The 19,859-nt window shown below is 65.7% G+C and carries 13 protein-coding genes and 2 pseudogenes; 2 read left to right on the top strand and 13 right to left on the bottom strand.

The features are described 5' to 3' along the window. Positions 1 to 70: 70 nt before the first annotated feature. Positions 71 to 130, top strand: a pseudogene (locus tag GTP90_RS37650) (hypothetical protein); the annotation flags it as partial. A gap of 27 nt (positions 131 to 157) precedes the next feature. Here the strand turns inward: GTP90_RS37650 and GTP90_RS37120 are convergent. The 9 genes and pseudogenes from GTP90_RS37120 to GTP90_RS25820 all read right to left on the bottom strand — a co-directional run. Continuing rightward, positions 158 to 436, bottom strand: a pseudogene (locus GTP90_RS37120) (ATP-binding cassette domain-containing protein); the annotation flags it as partial. A 184-nt stretch (positions 437 to 620) separates the two neighbouring features. Further along, the gene (locus GTP90_RS25855) at positions 621 to 4,199 is read right to left on the bottom strand and encodes a M1 family aminopeptidase (protein WP_161086204.1); all 3,579 of its coding nucleotides are present in this window, start codon (positions 4,197 to 4,199) and stop codon (positions 621 to 623) included. Between the two features lie 10 nt (positions 4,200 to 4,209). Beyond that, complete coding sequence (locus GTP90_RS25850) at positions 4,210 to 5,100, bottom strand: ABC transporter ATP-binding protein (protein ID WP_161086203.1); 891 nt, start codon at positions 5,098 to 5,100, stop codon at positions 4,210 to 4,212. Between the two features lie 129 nt (positions 5,101 to 5,229). Continuing rightward, entirely contained in the window at positions 5,230 to 6,069 is an 840-nt protein-coding gene (locus GTP90_RS25845) for a hypothetical protein (RefSeq protein WP_254452043.1), read from the bottom strand. Positions 6,070 to 6,313: 244 nt separating this feature from the next. Then, positions 6,314 to 8,224, bottom strand: a complete 1,911-nt coding sequence (locus GTP90_RS25840; protein WP_161086201.1) for an FAD/NAD(P)-binding protein — start codon at positions 8,222 to 8,224, stop codon at positions 6,314 to 6,316. 72 nt (positions 8,225 to 8,296) lie between these two features. Further along, entirely contained in the window at positions 8,297 to 11,443 is a 3,147-nt protein-coding gene (locus tag GTP90_RS25835) for an efflux RND transporter permease subunit (protein ID WP_161086200.1), read from the bottom strand. Between the two features lie 3 nt (positions 11,444 to 11,446). Then, the gene (locus tag GTP90_RS25830) at positions 11,447 to 12,589 is read right to left on the bottom strand and encodes an efflux RND transporter periplasmic adaptor subunit (RefSeq protein ID WP_161086199.1); all 1,143 of its coding nucleotides are present in this window, start codon (positions 12,587 to 12,589) and stop codon (positions 11,447 to 11,449) included. A gap of 99 nt (positions 12,590 to 12,688) precedes the next feature. Further along, positions 12,689 to 14,044, bottom strand: a complete 1,356-nt coding sequence (locus tag GTP90_RS25825) for an ATP-binding protein (protein WP_371875129.1) — start codon at positions 14,042 to 14,044, stop codon at positions 12,689 to 12,691. Then, positions 14,041 to 14,769: a response regulator gene (locus tag GTP90_RS25820; protein WP_117014453.1), complete on the bottom strand. Its 729-nt coding sequence runs from the start codon at positions 14,767 to 14,769 to the stop codon at positions 14,041 to 14,043. The genes GTP90_RS25825 and GTP90_RS25820 overlap by 4 nt, the downstream gene beginning before the upstream one ends. 196 nt (positions 14,770 to 14,965) lie before the next feature. On the opposite strand from GTP90_RS25820, the gene GTP90_RS25815 reads away from it, so the two are divergent. Further along, positions 14,966 to 15,463, top strand: coding sequence for a Spy/CpxP family protein refolding chaperone (locus GTP90_RS25815; RefSeq protein ID WP_161086198.1), 498 nt, complete (start codon positions 14,966 to 14,968; stop codon positions 15,461 to 15,463). Between the two features lie 4 nt (positions 15,464 to 15,467). Here GTP90_RS25815 and dsbD read toward each other — a convergent pair whose 3' ends face one another. The 4 genes from dsbD to rpsD all read right to left on the bottom strand — a co-directional run bounded on the left by dsbD (position 15,468) and on the right by rpsD (position 19,808). Next, a complete protein-coding gene (gene dsbD / locus GTP90_RS25810; protein WP_161086197.1) occupies positions 15,468 to 17,384 on the bottom strand; it encodes a protein-disulfide reductase DsbD in 1,917 nt (638 codons plus the stop codon). Positions 17,385 to 17,521: 137 nt separating this feature from the next. Next, entirely contained in the window at positions 17,522 to 17,920 is a 399-nt protein-coding gene (rplQ, locus tag GTP90_RS25805; protein WP_008444345.1) for a 50S ribosomal protein L17, read from the bottom strand. Positions 17,921 to 18,095: 175 nt separating this feature from the next. Further along, positions 18,096 to 19,073: a DNA-directed RNA polymerase subunit alpha gene (locus GTP90_RS25800; RefSeq protein ID WP_008444343.1), complete on the bottom strand. Its 978-nt coding sequence runs from the start codon at positions 19,071 to 19,073 to the stop codon at positions 18,096 to 18,098. Between the two features lie 111 nt (positions 19,074 to 19,184). Beyond that, positions 19,185 to 19,808: a 30S ribosomal protein S4 gene (gene rpsD, locus GTP90_RS25795; protein WP_117014455.1), complete on the bottom strand. Its 624-nt coding sequence runs from the start codon at positions 19,806 to 19,808 to the stop codon at positions 19,185 to 19,187. Positions 19,809 to 19,859: the final 51 nt, after the last annotated feature.

Below are 19,859 nucleotides of genomic sequence, written 5' to 3'. Positions count from 1 at the left end.
GGGCGGCAACGACATCCGTGCCCTTGACGGCATCGACCTGCACATCGCGCCCGGCGAGTTCGTCGCCATCATGGGGCCGTCCGGCTCCGGCAAATCCACGCTGCAACTGGCCGCCGGACAGCTGCCCCGGCAGGTGGCCGGTGCGCTCCCCCAGGCCGATGCGTTCCAGCAGCGCGACGGCGCGGCCGGCCGCATCCGGATCGGCCACGCGGGCGTAGCGCTGCGGCAGCAATACGTTCTCCAGCACGGTCAGGCGCGGCAGCAGATGGAAGGACTGGAACACGAAGCCGATGCGGCGGTTGCGCACCTCGGAGGCGGCGTCGTCGTCCAGGGCGCTGATCTCGTCGTCGGCCAGGCGGTAGCGGCCGCTGTCGGGTCGGTCCAGCGCGCCGAGCACGTTGAGCAGGGTGGATTTGCCGGAGCCGGACGGCCCCATGATGGCGACGAACTCGCCGGGCGCGATGTGCAGGTCGATGCCGTCAAGGGCACGGATGTCGTTGCCGCCCTGGCGGTAGGTCTTGCGGATCTCGCGGAGTTCTATCATCGGGGAAGTATCTCCGCCGATGATAGATTTGTCAATTCACCAATTTGTCTTTTAGCTTAACAATTTTCCCCAAGATTTATTCGACCGTGACCTCCATGCGGTTGTCGCGCGAGACGCGGTCGATCATCTTGTTGTACGGATCGACGCCGACCTCGAACGGCTGCTCCCTGACCGTCACCGTCACCACCGGATCGCTGCCCTGCAGCACGCGCTTGTCGGTGAACAGCACGCGCTCGTCGCGCTCCTTGGCGCCCTTGGCGCGCGCGAACACCGCGATCTCGACCGGCTCGTCGTACACGCGCGGCGTCTCCTTGCCCTTGCCGTCGGCTTCCATCTTGGCCAGGTGCAGCGTCATCGTCACGTCCCACTGGCCGTCGGCGCGCTTGTGGGCCTTGGCCTCGGTCACGCGGTTGTCGTAGAAGACGATCTTCTCGAACAGGTCGGTGATCAGCGCCTGCTTGTCCTGCGGCGCCTCGGCGCGGATGTAGGACAGCAGTTCGCGGCTGGTGGTGTACGGCGGCTGCTGGTAGGCCTTGTCCACCAGGAAGCGCTTCAGCGCGCGGTTGAGCGCTTCCTCGCCGATCTCGTCGCGCAGGCGGTAGAACACCAGGCTGCCCTTGCGGTAGTGGATGTACTGCTGGTTCTCCACGCGCAGCAGCGGCTGCTCCTCGACCAGCTCGCCGCCGCGGTCGCTCAGGTAGCGGTCCAGCTCGAAGCGCAGGAAGCGGCGCAGCTTGTCGCGGCCGTAGGCCTTCTCCATCACCATCATCGCCGAGTACTGCGCCAGCGATTCGATCAGCATGGTCGAGCCCTGCATGTTGGCGCTGACCGCCTGGTGGCCCCACCACTGGTGCGCCATCTCGTGCGCGGTGACGTAGTAGACGTAATCGATGTCGTCCTTGCTGCGCAGGTCGGCGATGAAGCCTATCGATTCCGAATACGGGATGGTGTTGGCGAACGATTGCGCGAAGCCCTGGTAGTTCGGGAACTCCAGCACCCGCACCTGCTTGTGCTGGTAGGGCGTGAAGTTGGCCTCGAAGTAGTCGAGCGACTTTTGCGCCGACGTGATCATGCGGTCGACGTTGTAGGCGTGCTTGCTGTCGTAGTAGATCTCGATCGGCAGGCCGTGCCACTCGCCCTTGCGCACGTCCCAGCGGGCCGACAGGTAGGCGAAGAACGGCACCATCGGCCGGTCCATCTTGTAGTGGAAGTAGCGGCGGCCGTTCCGCTCCCAGCGCTTCTGCAGGTAGCCGGGGGCGATGGCGATCTGGTCGGCGCTGGTGGAGACGGTGGTCTCGAAGTTGATCCAGTCCGCCTCGTCGCTGAAGATGGCGTTGCCGCGCGCCTTCTCGTCCTCCAGCTTGGGCATGCGCACCGGCTCGCCCAGGCCGCGCTTGCGGCGCTCGTTGCGGTCGGTCAGCTCGCCCTGGTGGTTGTAGCCGAAGTGCGGGAAGAAGGTGAAGTTGTTGAGGAAAGTGCCGTTCAGGTTGACCCGGTCGGGCGCGCCGCTGTTGGTGAAGCCCTGGTTGCGCACATCGACGTGGAACGACAGGTCCAGCCTGGCGCCGGGCGCCAGCGGCTGCGCCAGCTTGACGATGCTGAAGCCCGCGTCCTTGTCGTCCAGTTCCATCGTGTGCGGCGGCAGGTTGTCGAAGCGCGTTTCCAGGTCGGGATTGACCTGGATGCGCAGCACGTCGAGCGGCGCGCCGGTCTTGTTTTCCATCAGGTAGCGGCCGTGGATCGCCACCCGGCGCTCGGCCGGGTAGATGTCGACATCGGCGCTGATGTCGGTCACGCGCGGCTGCGGCAGGTCGATGTAGCGGCGATACAGTTTTTCGTAGCGGGCCTGCTTGTCCATCACCACGTCGGATGCCACGTACTTGTTGAGCACGTTGGTGTTGTAGAAGATCCAGGCGCCGCTGCCGGCGAAGCCGGCCAGCAGCGTGGCCAGCGCGACGCCGGACGGCCCCTTCAGGCGCGCGGCCGCCAGTTGCGCGCGCTGGCGCCATGGCCGCGCCAGTCCGCGCACCCAGAACGCCTGCGCCAGCACCAGCAGCGCCAGCGTGAACAAGCCCCAGTAGACGCCGAACCACGACCAGCCCTTGAGGAAGTGGCCGTAGCCATTCATGTCCGAATGGCGCAGGCCGGGCAGCGAGGCGAAGTTGTACAGGTTGTGGTCGAAGTGCATGACGCTCAGCACGATCTGCGACACCATCAGCACGATCACCAGCAGGTAGCCGAGGAACTTGTTATTGGTCAGCACTTGCAGCACCACGGCCATCAGGCCCATCAGCACGAAGAATGCCGATTCCAGCAGCAGGCCTTTCAGGTACAGGCCCACTTCGATCGGCGTGCCGCCCTTGAACAGCTGGAAGCACACGGCCGCCACCACACCGGTCAGCAGGAAGCCAAAGATGACGCCGATCAGCGCGATGCTCTTGGCCAGCAGCGGCGCCCAGTCCGGCACCGGCATGGCGTCGCTGACGTCGGCGATTTTGGCCTGGCGTTCCTTGAAGATCAACTCGCCGGCGTAGAAGGTCAGCACGATAATCAGCATGAAGTTGAAGCTGCTGGCCAGCGTGCGCAGCATCAGTCCGGTGACCGGATAGACGGTGGTGCCGAAGTTGGCGCCGGCCTGGCTGGCGGCGCCAACGAAGTTGAGCACGCCGAACAGCAGCATCACCAGGAAGGGCACGCTCTTGAACACGCCCATGGCGTCGAAGCGCAGGATGTGCCAGCACTGGCGCCAGCCGGTCGATGCGTCGAAGTGCGCGACCGTGCGCGGCAGCGCCACGTTGGACGGCGCCGCCACCGGGGCGGCCGCCTTGGCTTTGCCGAACAGGCGGCGGCCGGTGCCGGCGCGCTGCGGCTTGAACAGCGCCAGCGTGGCGCCGAAGAACACCAGCGCCATGGCCAGCCACAGCGCCCGGTTGGCCAGCAGGAAGCCGGTGAACGGCGGCAGGCCGGCGTTCGAATCGGCGGTCGAGAAGTAGCGGGTGGCGCGGCCGAAGGCGCGCACGCCGAACGGGTCAAGCAGCACGGCGGCCCACTCGTTGTTGATGTCGCGGGTGAACACGCCGGCCACGATCCACAACACGAAGAAGCCCAGCACGCCGACGTAGACCAGCATCATCGAGCGCGTGGTGGAGGCCAGCAGCATCAGCAAGGCGCCGACGAAGACCAGGTTGGGAATGACGAAGAAGGCGAAGCCCCACAGGTAGGCGAACAGCGGTTGCGGGCCGACGCGGGCGGTGTCGACCCACGGCATCACCGAGCCGATCAGCATGCCGGCGGCGATCAGCACGAAGATGCACACACAGGCGGCCAGGCCGGCCAGGAAGCGCCCGGCCAGGTACTGGTATTTGCGCATCGGCGTGGCGAACAGCATGTCGGAGATGCCGACCTCGCTGTCGCGCAGCACGGCGCCGGCGATGAAGACGGTGACGATGAAGGTCGCCACCACGGTGAACGAGCCCAGCATCTGCGCCACGACCACCGGCGCGTTGCGGTGCACATTGCCGATCGCGCCGCCGACCTGGACGGCGTCGCTGGTGGCGGCGCCGAAGGCCATCAGGCCGAGGATCAGGCCGGTGACCCACAGCAGCGGCTGGCGCAACTGGTAGCGCAGGTCGAATTTAAAGAATTCCATCAACATGGCGCGCCCCTCAGACGGTGGCGGCCGCGTTGGCGGCGGCGCTGCGCACGTGCAGGAAGTAGACGTCCTCCAGGTCCGGCTCGACCTGGATGAAGCCGTCGTCCGGCTGGCTGTCGGCGTACACATTGATCTGCGGCTTGCCGCCGACCAGGCGGGTGTGCAGCACGTTCATGCGCTGCTGGTATTCCGGCAGCGCCTCGGCGCTGACGCTGCGGCGCCAGACCTTGCTGCGCAGCGTGTCGATGGTGGCCTGCGGCTCGCCCTGCAGCCGCACCTCGCCCTTGACGATCAGCGCCATGCGCGGACACAGGTCGGTGACGTCGGCCACGATGTGGGTCGACAAGATCACCACCACCTGCTCGCCGATCTTGGCCAGCAGGTTGAGGAAGCGGTTGCGTTCATCGGGGTCGAGGCCAGCGGTGGGTTCGTCGACGATCACCAGCCGTGGCGAGCCGAGCAGCGCCTGGGCGATGCCGAAGCGCTGGCGCATGCCGCCCGAATAGGTGCCCAGGCCGCGCTTGCGCGCTTCCCACAGGTTGGTCTGCTGCAGCAGCGCCTCGACCGCCTCCTTGCGCTCGCCGCGCGCGGTCAGGCCCTTGAGCACGGCGAAGTGGTTCAGCAGCACCTCGGCGGTGACCTTGGGGTAGACGCCGAAGTCCTGCGGCAGGTAGCCGAGCTGGCGGCGCAGCGCCTCGGGCTGGGCCAGCACGTCGAGGCCGTCGAAGTGGATGCTGCCGCTATCGGGATCCTGCAGCGTGGCGATGGTGCGCATCAGCGACGATTTGCCGGCGCCGTTGGGGCCCAGCAGGCCGAACATGCCGTTCGGGATGTCCAGGGTAACGTCGTTGATGGCCTTGACGCCGTTGGCGTAGGTCTTGCTCAGCTGTTTGATCGATAGCATGGAACGCACTCTCCTGATAGGGGACGGACGGTGTCCGCGACAAGATTACTTTAAGGTAAAGTTGTCAAGCTATCAGCAGTTTGCGACCCACTGCGAAAATCGGGGGGTGAAACGCAGTTTTTTAGCAAATTAGCGCCCGGCGCCGCGCGTGTACTCGGGGAACATTTCCTTGAGCAGGAAGGCGATCAATTCCTTCTCGTCCTCCTTGCGCGCGCTCAGCGTGACCACCTTGCCCAGGCGGCGCGAATCCCATTCGAAGTCGCCCGGCTTTTCCTTGCGGATGATCTTGACCATTTCCTTGGCCACGGCGGTCTCGATGTCCTGCTCGGCGCCCTGCTCCACGTGGATCTGCTGCAGCCAACGGCGCTTGAAGTTGGTGTTCCAACCGCGGAATTTCACGTCCGCGCTGTGGTAGCTCTTGTCCACCGAGAAGATGCCGCCGGTGTCGTCCTTGTCGGCGCCGCTGTTGCGGCCCTGCGCGCCGGCGATGTTGGCCTTGGCGATGCGCAGCGAACGTTCGCTGTCGCTCTCGGTCGGCGCCGCCGGCGCCGGTTGCGGGTTGTTGGCCTCGCGCGCGGCGCGGCGCTTGGCGATCATCTCGGACATGTCCTGCTCGGGCGGCGGCGTCATGGTCGCCTGCACCGGCGGCACATAGGTTTCCAGCTTGGGCCGGATGGCGGCCGGCGCGTCCTTGGAGGCGACCTGCTTGCGCGGCGGCGGCGGCTTGGCCTTGGCCACCTCGGTCTTCTTGGGCTCCGGCGTGGGCTTCTTGGTCGCCTTCTCCGGCAGCGGCGCGATGTAGACCATCACCCCGCCCTTGGGCGGCGCGGCGTGGGTGTTCTTTGGCGTGGGCGACAGGAAGTAGTACAGCACGCCCAGCAGGTGCAAGGCGATCGAAATGCCGATGCCGATGCGGTTGGACTTCGATTTACGATCCCATGCGGCGTACCGCTCCCCGGCCTCAGGCAAACGCTGGCCGCACGTTTCGCAATATTCGGAATTTGCAGAAAGTAAATGGGAATCGTGATGCAAAATAGCAAACCTTGAACGGAACGACGTCGGGAAAATGCGGCCATAGTGCCAGAGTCCCGCATTTTTGGGAACCGCTGTGCAAGGCCATGATAACGCGCCGGACGGCGGCGCGTACGCTCCAGGAAAGGGTAGCTTACAAGTTCCACGTCTTGACGGGTGTTACCGTATGTATCAACCGGCTTTACAAAGTGACTTGTGGCAACGCCACCGGGGACGCCGGAACGGCGGCGTGGCGGGTCTCCGGCAAGGGGATGGCGTCCATGCGGGCCAGCATGGTGTGCACGCAGAGGTCGGCGTCCAGCACCTGGCGCGAGCGCATTCCGGGCCGCGGCAGCGCGTGCGTGTAGTAGTGCGCGCCCTCGACCAGGTAGCCCAGCGCCCACAGGTTGCGGGACGGCTGGCCGAAGTCGTCGCGCGGCTGGCCGGCGGCGTCGATGTCCAGTCCGCCGGGGTGGTAGGCGCCGTTGTAGTACGGCCGCGCCAGCCCCCGTTTCAGCACATTACGGATGAGTAAGGAATCGTCCAGCTCGGGCAAAAAGGCGTCCAGGCGGGCCACCACCAGCACATCGGCCTGGTGTTGGACCACGTTGTCGCCAAACCTGGTGCTCAGCGCGTAGCGGGCGTTCTGCTCGTCGAGCTCGACCGTGCAGCCGGGGCCGGAGGCGATCTCGATCACGCCCGCGCCCAGCAGCGCCAGCAGCTCCTGGTTGCGGCGCAGCGGCGGCCCGAAGGCGACCCGGTTGATGGCCGGGTGGTAGACCTCGAGGAAGCGGCGGTGCGAGGCCGGCGTCAGGCCGCCGTGCTCGACCGCCGCCTGCAGCGTGGCGCGCACGTCGCGCAGCACATCGGTGGCGGCCTTGACCGCGCTGCCGACATTGCCCAGCCGGGCCTCGGCCAGGTCGTCGCGCAGCCAGCCGGTGAAGAACTGGCGGAACTCGTCAAGCGAATCGAACTCGCGCCCGCGCAGCGGAAACAGCAGCTGGTCGATCAGCGCGCTGTCGTCGGCCGACAGCATGTAGCGGGCGGGATCGATGGCGGCGCCGTCGGGCGCGGCCGTGGCCAGCGTGTTGCGGTAGACCCAGCCCATCTCGCGCTTGAGCAGCGGCAGCAGTTCGCGCTCGAAGTCCAGCTGGCGGCTGCCGCGCGAGGCCAGCGCCAGGCGGCGCAGCGCCTCCACCGCGTCCGGCGTGAAATAGCGCGGCTGGTGGCGGCCGTCCAGTCCCTTCTGGTTGACGCCGCGCGCGGCGGCCGGCAGGCAGTGGCGCGAGCACAGCGTCAGCTGCGGCTCGGCGCCCGAGCGTTCGTAGCGCAAGCCGTCCTCGCCCTGCACGAAGGCGCCGCCCCGCCCCACCGTCAGCTCGGCGATGATGTCGTGTGCGCTCAGGCCCAGGCCCTGGATGGCCACGCGGGTGCCGGCGCCGATGCCGTCGAGCCGGCTCAGCGGATAGGCGTGGCGCACAAAGGCCAGCCGGCTGTTGTGGCGGGCGTGCTCCTGCGCGAACGCGGCCAGCATGGCGTCCAGCGCGCCGGGCTGGTTGCGGCCGTGGCCGGTGGTCAGCACGACGAAGTCGCTGTGCACCAGGTAACCGGTTTCCAGTTCGACGGTGTGGCGGCCATCCGGCTGGCGCCACAGGTCGGTGGCGCGCAGGCGGTGGTGGGTCAGGCGCACACTGGACGGCAACGCGGCGGCGATCTGGCGGTAGCCCCAGGCCAGGTATTCGCCCAGCAGGCTGCGCGGCAGGTAGTCGGCTTCGGTGATCTCGGCGCCGCCCTGCCCGTCGAGGCGGTAGTAGCGCTCGCCGACGCGGCGGTAGCCCTGCTGGCGCGCCCACGTGGTCAGCGAGGGCGTGGCGCACACCGGCGCGTGCTGCACCGCGCCCGGCGCGGGAAACAGCGTGACCTGGCTGGCGATGGTGTTGATCAAGAGATGCTGCGGCTGGCGCGTGCTGTGCACGCCGGGACCGCAGTCGCCCGGTTCGATCAGGTTGAGGTCGAGCGGCAGTTGCAGGCTGGCGGCGGCGGCCGCCAGGCGCTCAAAAGCGCTGAGCCCGCGAGGGCCCATGCCGATGATGGTGACACTGTGGCGTTTCATCTGTATCCGTCCTTTTATTATGGGCAACTTGCCCATAATAAATAGCCGATCTTCAGAGCAACTTGTGACCGCTCAATGCTTGACGGTGTTCACGGCCTTCAGTGGTACGGCGTGCACACCCGGACCGGGCGGCACGTCGCCGGCCACCAGCTCCTCGTCGCTCATCGGGCCGGTGCCGCTGTACTTGTCGAGGAACAGGTAGATGACCGGCGTGATGTACAGCGTGATCACCTGCGAGAAGATCAGGCCGCCCACCACGGCCAGGCCCAGCGGCTGGCGCAGCTCGGCGCCGGCGCCCAGGCCCAGCGCGATCGGCAAGGCGCCCATCAGCGCGGCCATGGTGGTCATCATGATCGGGCGGAAGCGCAGCACGCAGGCTTCGCGGATCGCCTCGGCCGGCGTGCGGCCCTCGTTGCGCTGCACGTGCAGCGCGAAGTCGATCATCATGATGGCGTTCTTCTTGACGATACCGATCAGCATCAGGATGCCGATGATGGCGATCATCGTCAGATCCAGGTTAAACAGGCGCAAGGTCAGCAAGGCGCCCACGGCGGCCGACGGCAGGCCGGCCAGGATGGTCAGCGGGTGGATGTAGCTCTCATACAGCACGCCCAGCAGCACGTAGATCACGCCCAGCGCGGCGATGATCAGGATCAGCTGGCTGCCCTGCGAGCTCTGGAACACGGCCGCGTCGCCGCCGTAGTTGGTGATGATCGATGGCGGCAGGTGCATCTCCATGCCCATCTGGTCGATCTTGGCGGTGGCCTTGCCCAGCGGGACATCCGGCGCCAGGTTGAACGACAGCGTGATCGCCTGCAGCTGGCCCTGGTGGTTGACGGCGGTCGGGCCGATGGTGCGCTCGACCGTGGCAAAGCTGGACAGCTGCACCAGGTTGCCGCTCTTGTTGCGCACCGAGATGCGGGTCAGCGCGTCGTCGAACTGGCGGTCGGCGGTGGCCGCCTCCAGGATCACGTAGTAGCTGGCGGCCGGCGAGTAGATGGTCGACACCTGCCGCTCGCCGAAGGCCAGGTAGAGCGCGGTGCGGATGTCGCCGATGGCCACGCCGAGGTTGTTGGCCTTGTCGCGGTCGATCTTCAGCGACGCTTGCAGGCCCTTGTTCTGCGAATCGCTGGTGACGTCGCGGAAGTCGGGATCGGCGCGCAGCTTGTCGAGGTATTTTTGCGCCCAGTCGTTGAGCGCGCCGGGGCTGACCGATTGCAGCGTGTACTGGTAGCGGCTCTTGGACTGGCGTCCGCCCAGCTGCAGGTTCTGCACCGGGCTCAGGTAGACGGAGATGCCGGCCACCGACTTGGTGGCCTTGCGCAGGCTGTCGAGCACTTGCGGCATCTTCTGGCGCTGGTCGCGCGGCTTGAGCACCAGGAACATGCGGCCGCTGTTGCCGCCGCCGACAAACGAGGTCACGTCCTGCACGTTGGGGTCGGCCTTGATGACGGCCGCCACGCGTTCCTGCAATTCCATCAGCGAGGACGACGAGATGTCTTCCGAGGCCTCGGTGTTGACGCGGATCTGGCCCAGGTCTTCCTCGGGGAAGAAGCCTTTCGGGATGGTCACATACAACACCGCCGTCAGCGCGAAGGTGCCGATCGCCGCCAGCAGCACGATGTAACGGTGGTGCAGCGCGATGTCCAGCGTGCGCACGTAGCCGTTGCGCAGTGCGGTGAAGCCGGTCTCGAACCAGCGGCCGATGAAGCCGCCCTTGTCGTGCTCGGGATCAATGGCGTCGGCCGGCAGCAGGCGGCTGGCCAGCATCGGCACCAGCATCAGCGACACCGCCGCCGACACCAACACCGACAGCGCCACCACCACGGCGAATTCATGGAACATCAAGCCGATCACGCCGGGCATGAAGAAGATCGGGATAAACACGGCCACCAGCGAGACCGAGATCGAGATGATCGTGAAGCCCATTTCCTTGGCGCCCACCAGCGAGGCTTGCAGCGGCTTCTTGCCGAGCTCGATGTGGCGCACGATGTTCTCCAGCACCACGATGGCGTCGTCCACCACCAGGCCGACCGCGAGCGTGATGCCGAGCAGGGAGACGTTGTCGAGGCTGTAGCCGAAGGCGTACAGCAAGGCCAGCGCGCCCAGCAGCGAGATCGGCATCGTGATGGCCGGGATGAAGGTGGCGGCCGCGCGGCGCAGGAACAGGAAGATCACCAGCACCACCAGGAAGATGGTCAGCAGCAGCGTCAGGTTGACGTCGTGGATGGCTTCGCGGATCGACACCGAACGGTCGTTGACCAGGTTGATGTTGATCGAGGCCGGCAGCTGGTTCTTGAAGCGCGGCAGCAGGCGGCGCACGCCGTCGACCACCTGCACGGTGTTGGCGTCCGGCTGGCGCTGCACCAGCAGCACGATGGAGCGCTCGCCGTTGTAGCTGCCGGCGGTCTTGACCGACTGGAAGCTGTCCTCGACCGTCGCCACGTCCTTCAGGCGCACCGGCTGGCCATTGCGCTGCGCGACGATCAGCTCGGCGAATTCGGAGGCTTTCATCAGCTGGGCGTTGCCCTGGATGGTCAAGGTCTGGCTCGGGCCGTCGAGGATGCCCAGTGGCGTGTTGGCGTTGGCCGACTTGATCGCCTGTTGCAATTCATCCAGCGTCAAGTTGCGGGCGTTCATCAGCTCGGACCTCGCGCGCACGCGCACGGCGAAACGCTTCTGGCCGTTGACGCTGACTTGCGCCACGCCCGGCAGCGTCGACAGGCTGGGCGCGATCAGGTTCTCGGCGTAGTCGTTCAGTTCGGCCAGGGTCAGCGATGGCGAGTTCATCGTCATGAACAGCACCGGCGCGTCGGCCGGGTTGACCTTGCGGTAGGACGGCAGGTCGGTCATCTCGATCGGCAACTGGCGCTGGGCGCGCAGCAGCGCGGCCTGCACATCCACCGCCGCTTCGTTGACGTTGACGCTGGGGTCGAACTCCAGCGTCAGCGAGGAATTGCCCAGCGTGTTGGTGGAGGTGATCAGCGACAGGCCGGCGATGGTGGAGAACTGCTTTTCCAGCGGCAGCGCGACGGACGAGGCCATCGTGTCCGGCGCGGCGCCCGGCAGGTCGGCCGAGACGTTGATCACCGGCGTGTTGTAGCTCGGCAGCGCGGCGACCGGGATGTAGAAGTACGCCAGCACGCCGGCCAGGATCAGGGTCAGCGACAGCAGCACCACCATCACCGGCCGGCGGATGCACAACTCGGAAAGGTTCATCGCTTAGCCCTTTTGTTTGGTCGCGTCGGCCGGCTTGTCGGCGCCGGCGATACGCACCTTGCCGCCCGGCCGCAGGTTCTGCTTGCCGTCGACGATGACTTGTTCACTGCCGCTCAGGCCGGTCACGGCGGCGTTGTCGCCAAACGAGTACACGCGCTTGATGTTGACCACCTTGGCGGCGTGGTCGGCGTCGACCGCGTAGATGAAGGTGCCGCGCGTGTTGCTGATGATGGCGTTTTGCGGGATCACCATGGCGTCCTTCAACACCTGCGAGACCAGCCTGGTGTTGACGTACTGGCCCGGCCACAGTTTGGTGTCCTTGTTGTCGAACTGGGCCTTCACGCGGATCACGCCGGCGACCGGGTCGACCGTGTTGTCGATGAAGCTCAGCGCGCCGCTGATTTCCTGGCCGCCGCCCTGCACCACCTTGACCGGCACCGCGCCCTCATGTTGCGCCTGCAGCAGGCCGGCCAGCGCCGACTCCGGCAGCGTGAAGGAGACGTTGATCGGATCGAGCTGGGTGACGGTGGTGAGCGACGTGGCCAGCTGCACCAGGCTGCCCGGATAAACATTGATGGCGCCGACGCGGCCGCTCATCGGCGAACGGATCGCGGTATAGCTGGCGTCCACGCCCACCGAGCGGGCGGCGGCGATGTCGGCCTGCAGCAGCGCGCGCGCCGAGTCGACCTGGCTCTTGAGCGTGTCGACCGCGCCTTGCGCGATGAAGCTCTTGGCCAGCAGTTCCTGCGCGCGCTTGTACTGGCGCTCGTAGTCGGCCAGCGCGGCCTGGTCGCGCGCGACCTGGGCCTGGGCCTTGTCGAGGTTGGCGCGTTCGCTGCGGTCGTCCAGCGTGAACATCAGCTCGCCCGATTTGACGAACTGCCCTTCCTTGATGTGCACCTTGGCGATGGTGCTGGTGGTTTGCGGATGCAGGTCCACCGTGCTGATCGGTGTGACGGTGCCGTTCGCTTGCAGCACCACGGGCACATCCTGGCGCACCGGCGCGATCACGCTGACGGTGGTCGGGCCTTGCTGGCCCTGGGCCTGCCCCTTCGGCGGCTCGGCCGTTTGATGCGTCGCGTACCAGACGCCGCCACCGACCACGGCGATGGCGCCCACCAGAACTGCTAAGGAAGATTTTTTCATTATTTTTTAAACTAGGTTTACTGTCGAAAAACATTACCACCCTGGACAAGGCGGAATATTGTCGCACAGTATTTACTGGAAAAACCGCGCCCTGCGGATTCAGGCGCCGGCGTAGTATTCCGGCACGATCAGCGTCACCTCCAGGCCGCCGTCGGCATGGTTGGCCAGCATGACGTTGGCGCCGTGCTGCTCGGCGATGTTGCGGGCGATGGTCAGGCCCAGGCCGGTGCCGCCGGACTCGCGCGAGCGCGACGTTTCGATGCGGTAGAACGGTTCGAACACGCGCGCCATCTGGTCCGGGTCGATGCCGGGGCCGCCGTCGCGGATGCGGATGCGCGCCGCGCCCACCATGCGCTCGACCGTCACGTTGGCGTAGTGGCCGTACTTGACGGCGTTGTCGATCAGGTTGACCAGGCAGCGGCGGATCGCCATCGGCCGTCCCATCAGCGCCATCGCCGCGCGGCCGCGCAGCTCGACCGGCTGGCCGCCGTCGGTGGCGTCGCTGCAGACGCTGTCGAGCAGCGCGTCGAGGTCCAGCGCCTGCATGGTTTCGGTGGTGTCCATGCTGCGCGCCAGGTCCAGGCCTTCCTTGACCATCTGCTGCATCGCCGACAGGTCTTCGATCAGGCGCTGCTGCAGATCGTGGTCGCTGACTTTTTCCAGCCGCAGGCGCAGGCGGGTGAGCGGCGTCTGCAGGTCGTGGGTGATGGCGGCCAGCATCTGCGTGCGCTGCATGATGTGCTGGCGGATGCGCGCCTGCATGGCGTTGAAGGCGGCGCTGGCCTGGCGGATCTCGGCCGCGCCGCTCAGCACCACCGGCGCGTGGTTGATGTCGTTGCCCAGGTCCTTGGCGGCCTGCGCCAGCCGCTGGAGCGGACGCACCGTCATGCGCGTGACCAGGTAGGCCAGCGCGGCGATGCAGAGCAGGAAGGGCAGGATGGCCAGCAGCTCGCTATGGCCGGACGGCGGCGGCGCGCGCGGCGGCAGCACGGACAGCTTGAGCACCTGGCCGTCGTGCAGGCGCACGTTCATGGTCTCGCAGGTGCCGCGCCATTGGCTGGGCGCGAAGATGTTGCTGCTCTTGCGCGGCAGGTCGCACACGGCCGGGTGCTCGGCCAGCGGGGCCAGCTGGTAGCCTTCGCCCAGGCGCTGCTGCAGGGTGGCGGAGAACTCGGTCGGCGGCAGGCCCGCGGCCAGCGGCTGGTCGGTGGCCTCCAGCTTGACGGTGCCGCGCGTGGCCATGCGCAGGTAGGTCGGGCGCGAGGCTTCGGGCAGCACGTCGGCGGTGGTGATCAATTGTTCGGCGCGCTCGAGCGCGTGGAAGTCGCGGTAGCGCTCCAGCGCGCGCACGCGCTCGCCGACCGCCAGCCATTGGGTCAGCGCCGCCGAGGCGACGATACCGAGCAGCAGGATCAGGAACACCCGCCCGGTCATCGAGCCGAAGAAAGCTTTCACGCCTGCGACTCCACGGTGACGGTGCCGGCCAGCACGTAGCCGCCGTTGCGCACGGTCTTGATGATCTGCGGCAGGCGCGCGTCCTCGCCCAGCTTCTGGCGCAGGCGGCTGATCTGGATGTCGATCGAGCGGTCGAACGGATCGGCGTCGCGGCCCTGGGTGAGGTTGAGCAGCTGATCGCGGTTGAGCACGCGGTTCGGGTGCTCGAGGAAGACCTTGAGCAGGCGGAACTCGGCGCCCGACAGCATGATGACGATGCCGTCCGGGTTGAGCAGGTGGCGCGCGGTCAGGTCCAGCGTCCAGCCGGAGAAGCGCATCAGCTGCGCCTTCTCGGCGCCGCTGCCGACCGGCATGGCGTTGCTGCGCCGCAGGACGCTACGGATGCGCGCCAGCAGCTCGCGCGGCTCGAACGGCTTGGGCAGGTAGTCGTCGGCGCCCATCTCCAGGCCGAGGATGCGGTCCAGCGGCTCGTTGCGGGCGGTGAGCATGATGACCGGCAGCGTGGAGTGGGCGCGCAGCTTGCGGCACAGGGTCAGGCCGTCGTCGCCGGGCAGGTTGAGGTCGAGCACGACCAGTTCGGGCCGGGCCTCGTCGAGCAGCTTCCACATGGCGGCGCCGTCGGCGGCGCACAGGGCGCGGTAGCCGTTCGATTCGAGGTAGTCGGCCAGCAGGGTGCGGATGTCGCGATCGTCGTCGACGATCAAGATAGTTGATGTGGGTTCCATATGCTAATTATCCCCAGTTAGCCGGCGCGTGACCAATCACCAATTGTATCGTCTTGTATATCTCTCCAGTGACGAAACATCTGGATACAAAATCCGCAAACTGCGAAACTTCGTGGCAACCTTGCGCTGCCACTATGGGTTCAAGCGCGCTGCCCATGCATCGCGATACTCAACTTTCAACGATAGGGGAACGACCATGAACGTCTTACGCAAAAGCATATTGATCGGTTTCACCGTGGTGGGCATGGCGGCGGCGCAGGCTCAGACGCAGATGGACAATGCGGCTCCGGCGGCCGGCCGCCATGGCGCCACCGTCAACCGCGAGCAGATGCAGGCCAAGATGGCGGAACTGTTCGCCAAGCGCCAGGCCAAGCTGCACGACCTGTTGAAGCTGACCGCGCAGCAGGAGTCGGCATGGGCCAGCTACCAGGCGGCGATCGCGCCGGCCGCGACCGGCGGCATGATGCCGGACCGCGCGGCCATCGCCCAGATGTCGGCACCCGACCGCCTGGCCAAGATGCTTGACCTGAGCAAGCAGCGCCAGGCCAAAATGGAAGCGCACCTGACCGCGCTGACGGCGTTCTACAGCCAGCTGACGGCCGAGCAGAAAGCCATCTTCGACGACCACACAATGGGCGGCGCGCACGGCGGGCATGCCGGCCCTCGCGGCGGCTGGGCCGGCCACAAGGGCTAAGTTCTTAGTTCAGGCGTGACAGGGATGCGGTGAATTTCGCCGCATCCTGGAAGCCGATGACGCGGGCGCCGTCGATTTCCCTGCCCTGCTTGTCGAACAGGATGATGCCCGGCGGGCCGAACAGGCCGAAGCGCTTCAGCATGGCCTTGTCGTCGGCGTCGTTGGCGGTCACGTCCACTTGCAGCAGCAGGCTGTTGGCCAGCTTGGCGCGCACCTGCGGATCGACGAAGGTCAGCTTTTCCATTTCCTTGCAGGACACGCACCAGTCGGCATAGAAGTCCAGCATGACGGTGCGGCCGCCGGTTTGCGCCAGCAGCGCGTCGAGCTGCTGCACGGTCTTGATGCGCTGGAACGGCAGCGTCTCATGCTTGGCGCCCAGGTGGGCCAGCGGCGCCAGCGGATCGCGTCCGCCACTGGCCACGCCCACCAGTTGCACCAGGCCCAGCACGGCGGCGACGACGCCGGCCGACTTGGCCACCCACTTGCCGTGGTGCGCCAGCAGGTAGACGCCGTAGCCGGTCAGCAGCACCGCCCAGCCTACCATCTGCACGGCCGGCGGCAACACCGGCGACACCAGCCACCAGCCCACCGCCAGCAGCATCACGCCAAAGAAGCGCTTGACGGCATCCATCCACGCGCCGGCCCTGGGCAGCAAGGCGCCGGCCGAAACGCCAACCAGCAGCAGCGGCACGCTCATGCCGACGGCCATCGCGAACAGCGCGGCGCCGCCCAGCACCGCGTCATGCGAGCCGCTGATGAAGACCAGTATGCCCAGCAGCGCGGGACCGACACAGGGGCCCACGATCAGCGCGGAAATCATCCCCATCACAAACACGCCGGCCAGCTTGCCGGCCGACTGGCGGTTGGAGACGGAGCTCAGCCTGGACTGGAAAACGGCCGGCACCTGCAGTTCGTAGTATCCGAACATCGACAGCGACAGCAGCGCCATCAGCAGCGCGAACGTGCCCAGCACCCACGGGTTCTGGAACTGGGCGGCCAGCCCTTCGCCGGCAAACCCCGCCGCGACGCCCAGGCCGGTGTAGACGATGGCCATGCCCAGCGAGTATGCGGACGACAGCATCAAGCCACGACTGCGGCTGCTTTGCGCGCCCTCGCCCACGATAATCGACGACAAGATGGGCACCATCGGCAGCACGCACGGCGTGAACGACAGGCCGAGCCCAAGGACCAGGAAGAGCGGCAGGATGATGGTCAGGCTGCCGGTGCGCAAGGCCGCTTCCCAGCGGCTGGCCTCATCGGCCGGCGCGGTGGCCGCGGTGGGCGCGGTCAGCGGCGGCAGGACGGTGGTGACCGGCTCGGGGATGGCGCGGATGGTGACGCCCGGCGTCTGCGCGGCGGGCTTGCCTTCGCCGACAGCTGCGCTGGGCGCGGCCGGCGTTGCGGCCTGGATCGGCACGGCTGTGCGCGCCGTTGCCTGGCTGCCGGCAGCGGTGCTTGCGGCAGCCCCGGCGGTCCCGCCAGGCAGCGGCACCGAACCACTGCCGACCAGCGATGCCTTGTATTCTTGCGGCGCGTAGCACAAGCCCTTGTCCGAACAGCCCTGCCCCACCGCCACCAGCGTGAACGGGCCGTCGCCCTCGACCGGCATGGTCATGGTGACGCTCTTGCGGTAGGTCTCGACGTTCTTCTGGAAGGTCTCGTCGAAGTGCACGGTGCCGGCCGGGATGGACAGCGCGCCCAGCCTGGCGCCGCTGGCGCTGAACTTGAAGCGCTCGCGGTACATGTAGTAGCCGTCGGCGATCTGGAAGCTGACCGACAGCGTATGGCCATCGACCATGCGGGCCGAGAACTTGAAGGCCACATCGGGTTCCAGGAAGCCGTCGTCGGCCAGCGCGGGACGCGCCATCAACAGGGCGATCAGCGACAGCAAGGGCAGGAAAAGGCGGGCAATACGCAGCATGGGTTTTCTTTCGACGAAACAAGCACCAGCATAGTACACCGGGCTTAGTTTTTGCGCCTGAGGGCGGCCTTAAGCCCGGGCATAAAAAAAGCCAGGCTGAGCCTGGCTTTTTCGTAACGCGGTGACAACTGCGAAGATTACTCTTCTGCGGTTGGCGCTGCGTCGATGTCGGTGACTTCTGGACGGTCCATCAGCTCAACGTAAGCCATAGGAGCGTTGTCGCCAACACGGAAACCCATTTTCAGGATGCGCAGGTAGCCGCCGTTGCGGTTTGCGTAGCGTGGGCCCAGTTCTGCGAACAGCTTCAGAACCATTTCACGATCGCGCAGACGGGAGAATGCCAGACGCTTGTTAGCCAGGGTGTCGGTCTTGCCCAGGGTCAGGATCGGCTCAACTACGCGGCGCAGTTCTTTAGCTTTTGGCAGCGTGGTTTTGATGGCTTCATGACGCAGCAGGGAAACGGTCATGTTGCGCAGCATTGCCAGACGGTGGGACGAGGTACGGTTCAGTTTACGGAGGCCGTGACGGTGACGCATGGTACTTCCTTTCAGGTGTTTAAATCCGAGTTCTTCGATCGCTCACGTTTGACGGGGAGCGCGGACCGGTTCTAGGGATAACGCCCGGCACAACATGTGCCGGGCGGGTACAGCAAATCAGTTGGCAACAGGGCAGAACATCGCTACGCGATGTCCAGCACTGTCGCCCAATCTGTTATTTTTCCAGGCCAGCAGGCGGCCAGTTTTCCAGCTTCATGCCCAGGGTCAGGCCGCGGGAAGCCAGCACTTCCTTGATTTCGTTCAGGGACTTGCGGCCCAGGTTCGGCGTCTTCAGCAGTTCGTTTTCCGAACGCTGGATCAGGTCGCCGATGTAGTAGATGTTTTCCGCTTTCAGGCAGTTGGCCGAACGCACGGTCAGTTCCAGGTCGTCCACTGGACGCAGCAGGATAGGATCGACCAGCGGTGCGCGCGAAGGCGCTTCAGCAGCGGCTTCGGTGCCTTCCAGGGCGGCGAACACGTTCAGTTGATCGACCAGCACGCGGGCCGATTGACGGATCGCTTCTTCCGGCGAGATGACGCCGTTGGTTTCGATGTTGATGATCAGCTTGTCCAGGTCGGTACGCTGTTCCACGCGAGCGGACTCGACGAAGTAGGAAACGCGGCGCACTGGCGAGAACGATGCATCCAGGATGATGCGGCCGATGGTCTTGTTGGTGTCTTCGGACAGGCGGCGGACGTTACCTGGCACATAGCCACGGCCTTTTTCCACCTTGATCTGCATGTCCAGCTTGCCGCCGGCGGTCAGGTGGGCGATCACGTGGTCCGGGTTGATCAGTTCCACGTCGTGTGGCAGATCGATGTCCGAAGCCAGGATGGCGCCTTCGCCTTCCTTTTTCAGGGTCAGGGTGACGGAGTCACGGTTGTGGACTTTGAAGACCACGCCCTTCAGGTTCAGCAGCAGGTCAACGACGTCTTCCTGGACGCCGTCGAGCGACGAATATTCGTGTACAACGCCCGCGATCGTCACTTCGGTCGGCGCGTAGCCCACCATCGACGACAGCAGTACGCGGCGCAGCGCATTACCCAATGTATGGCCATAGCCGCGTTCGAACGGCTCCATCACGACTTTAGCGTGGCCGGCGCCCAGCGCCTCTACATCGATAATACGTGGCTTCAACAGACTGTTTTGCATGTAAATGTCCTTTTCAATACCCTCGGCGCGTTAGGCCGATAAGGCTGATGGCATTAGTGAAAACGCCCGCTGGTCACAGCGGGCGGGTTTTGGTGCTACTTAGACTACAGATTAACGCGAGTACAGTTCGACGATCAGCGATTCGTTGACGTCGTTGGCGATCTCGTTGCGCTCTGGCAGGGACTTGAAGGTGCCTTCCATTTTCTTGGCATCAACCGACACCCAAGCTGGCATGCCAACTTGTTCAGCCAGCGACAGCGCTTCCAGGATACGCACTTGCTTCTTCGACTTTTCGCGCACGGCGATAACGTCGCCGACCTTGACAGCGTACGAAGCGATGTTCACGACCTGGCCGTTCACGGTGAAGGCTTTGTGCGATACCAGCTGACGCGCTTCAGCGCGGGTCGAGCCGAAGCCCATGCGGTATGCAACGTTGTCCAGGCGGGTTTCCAGCAGCTTCAGCAGGGTTTCGCCGGTGTTGCCTTTGCGGCGGTCGGCTTCTGCGAAGTAGCGACGGAACTGACGTTCCAGAACGCCGTACATACGCTTGACTTTTTGCTTTTCGCGCAGTTGGTTGCCGTAGTCCGAGGTGCGGGCACCCGACTTGACGCCGTGCTGGCCTGGTTTGACGTCCAGTTTGCACTTGCTGTCCAGCGAGCGGCGTGCGCTCTTCAGGAACAGGTCAGTACCTTCACGGCGGGAGAGTTTTGCTTTAGGTCCGATATAACGTGCCACGATGCTTCCTTTTTTTAAATAATAACGCCCCAGCCATCGTGAAATGGTTAG

Origin of the sequence: Duganella vulcania (assembly GCF_009857655.1) — a bacterium.
Lineage (GTDB): Bacteria > Pseudomonadota > Gammaproteobacteria > Burkholderiales > Burkholderiaceae_D > Rugamonas > Rugamonas vulcania.
This window is presented reverse-complemented; position numbering and strand designations above follow the sequence as displayed.

Coding starts and splice junctions, on each gene's coding strand:
- GTP90_RS25850 (WP_161086203.1), bottom strand. CDS start 5,100: ATGCTATCGATCAAACAGCTGAGCAAGACCTACGCCAACGGCGTCAAG.
- GTP90_RS25820 (WP_117014453.1), bottom strand. CDS start 14,769: ATGGAACCCACATCAACTATCTTGATCGTCGACGACGATCGCGACATC.
- GTP90_RS25855 (WP_161086204.1), bottom strand. CDS start 4,199: ATGTTGATGGAATTCTTTAAATTCGACCTGCGCTACCAGTTGCGCCAG.
- dsbD (WP_161086197.1), bottom strand. CDS start 17,384: ATGCTGCGTATTGCCCGCCTTTTCCTGCCCTTGCTGTCGCTGATCGCC.
- rplQ (WP_008444345.1), bottom strand. CDS start 17,920: ATGCGTCACCGTCACGGCCTCCGTAAACTGAACCGTACCTCGTCCCAC.
- GTP90_RS25835 (WP_161086200.1), bottom strand. CDS start 11,443: ATGAACCTTTCCGAGTTGTGCATCCGCCGGCCGGTGATGGTGGTGCTG.
- GTP90_RS25800 (WP_008444343.1), bottom strand. CDS start 19,073: ATGCAAAACAGTCTGTTGAAGCCACGTATTATCGATGTAGAGGCGCTG.
- GTP90_RS25840 (WP_161086201.1), bottom strand. CDS start 8,224: ATGAAACGCCACAGTGTCACCATCATCGGCATGGGCCCTCGCGGGCTC.
- GTP90_RS25815 (WP_161086198.1), top strand. CDS start 14,966: ATGAACGTCTTACGCAAAAGCATATTGATCGGTTTCACCGTGGTGGGC.
- GTP90_RS25830 (WP_161086199.1), bottom strand. CDS start 12,589: ATGAAAAAATCTTCCTTAGCAGTTCTGGTGGGCGCCATCGCCGTGGTC.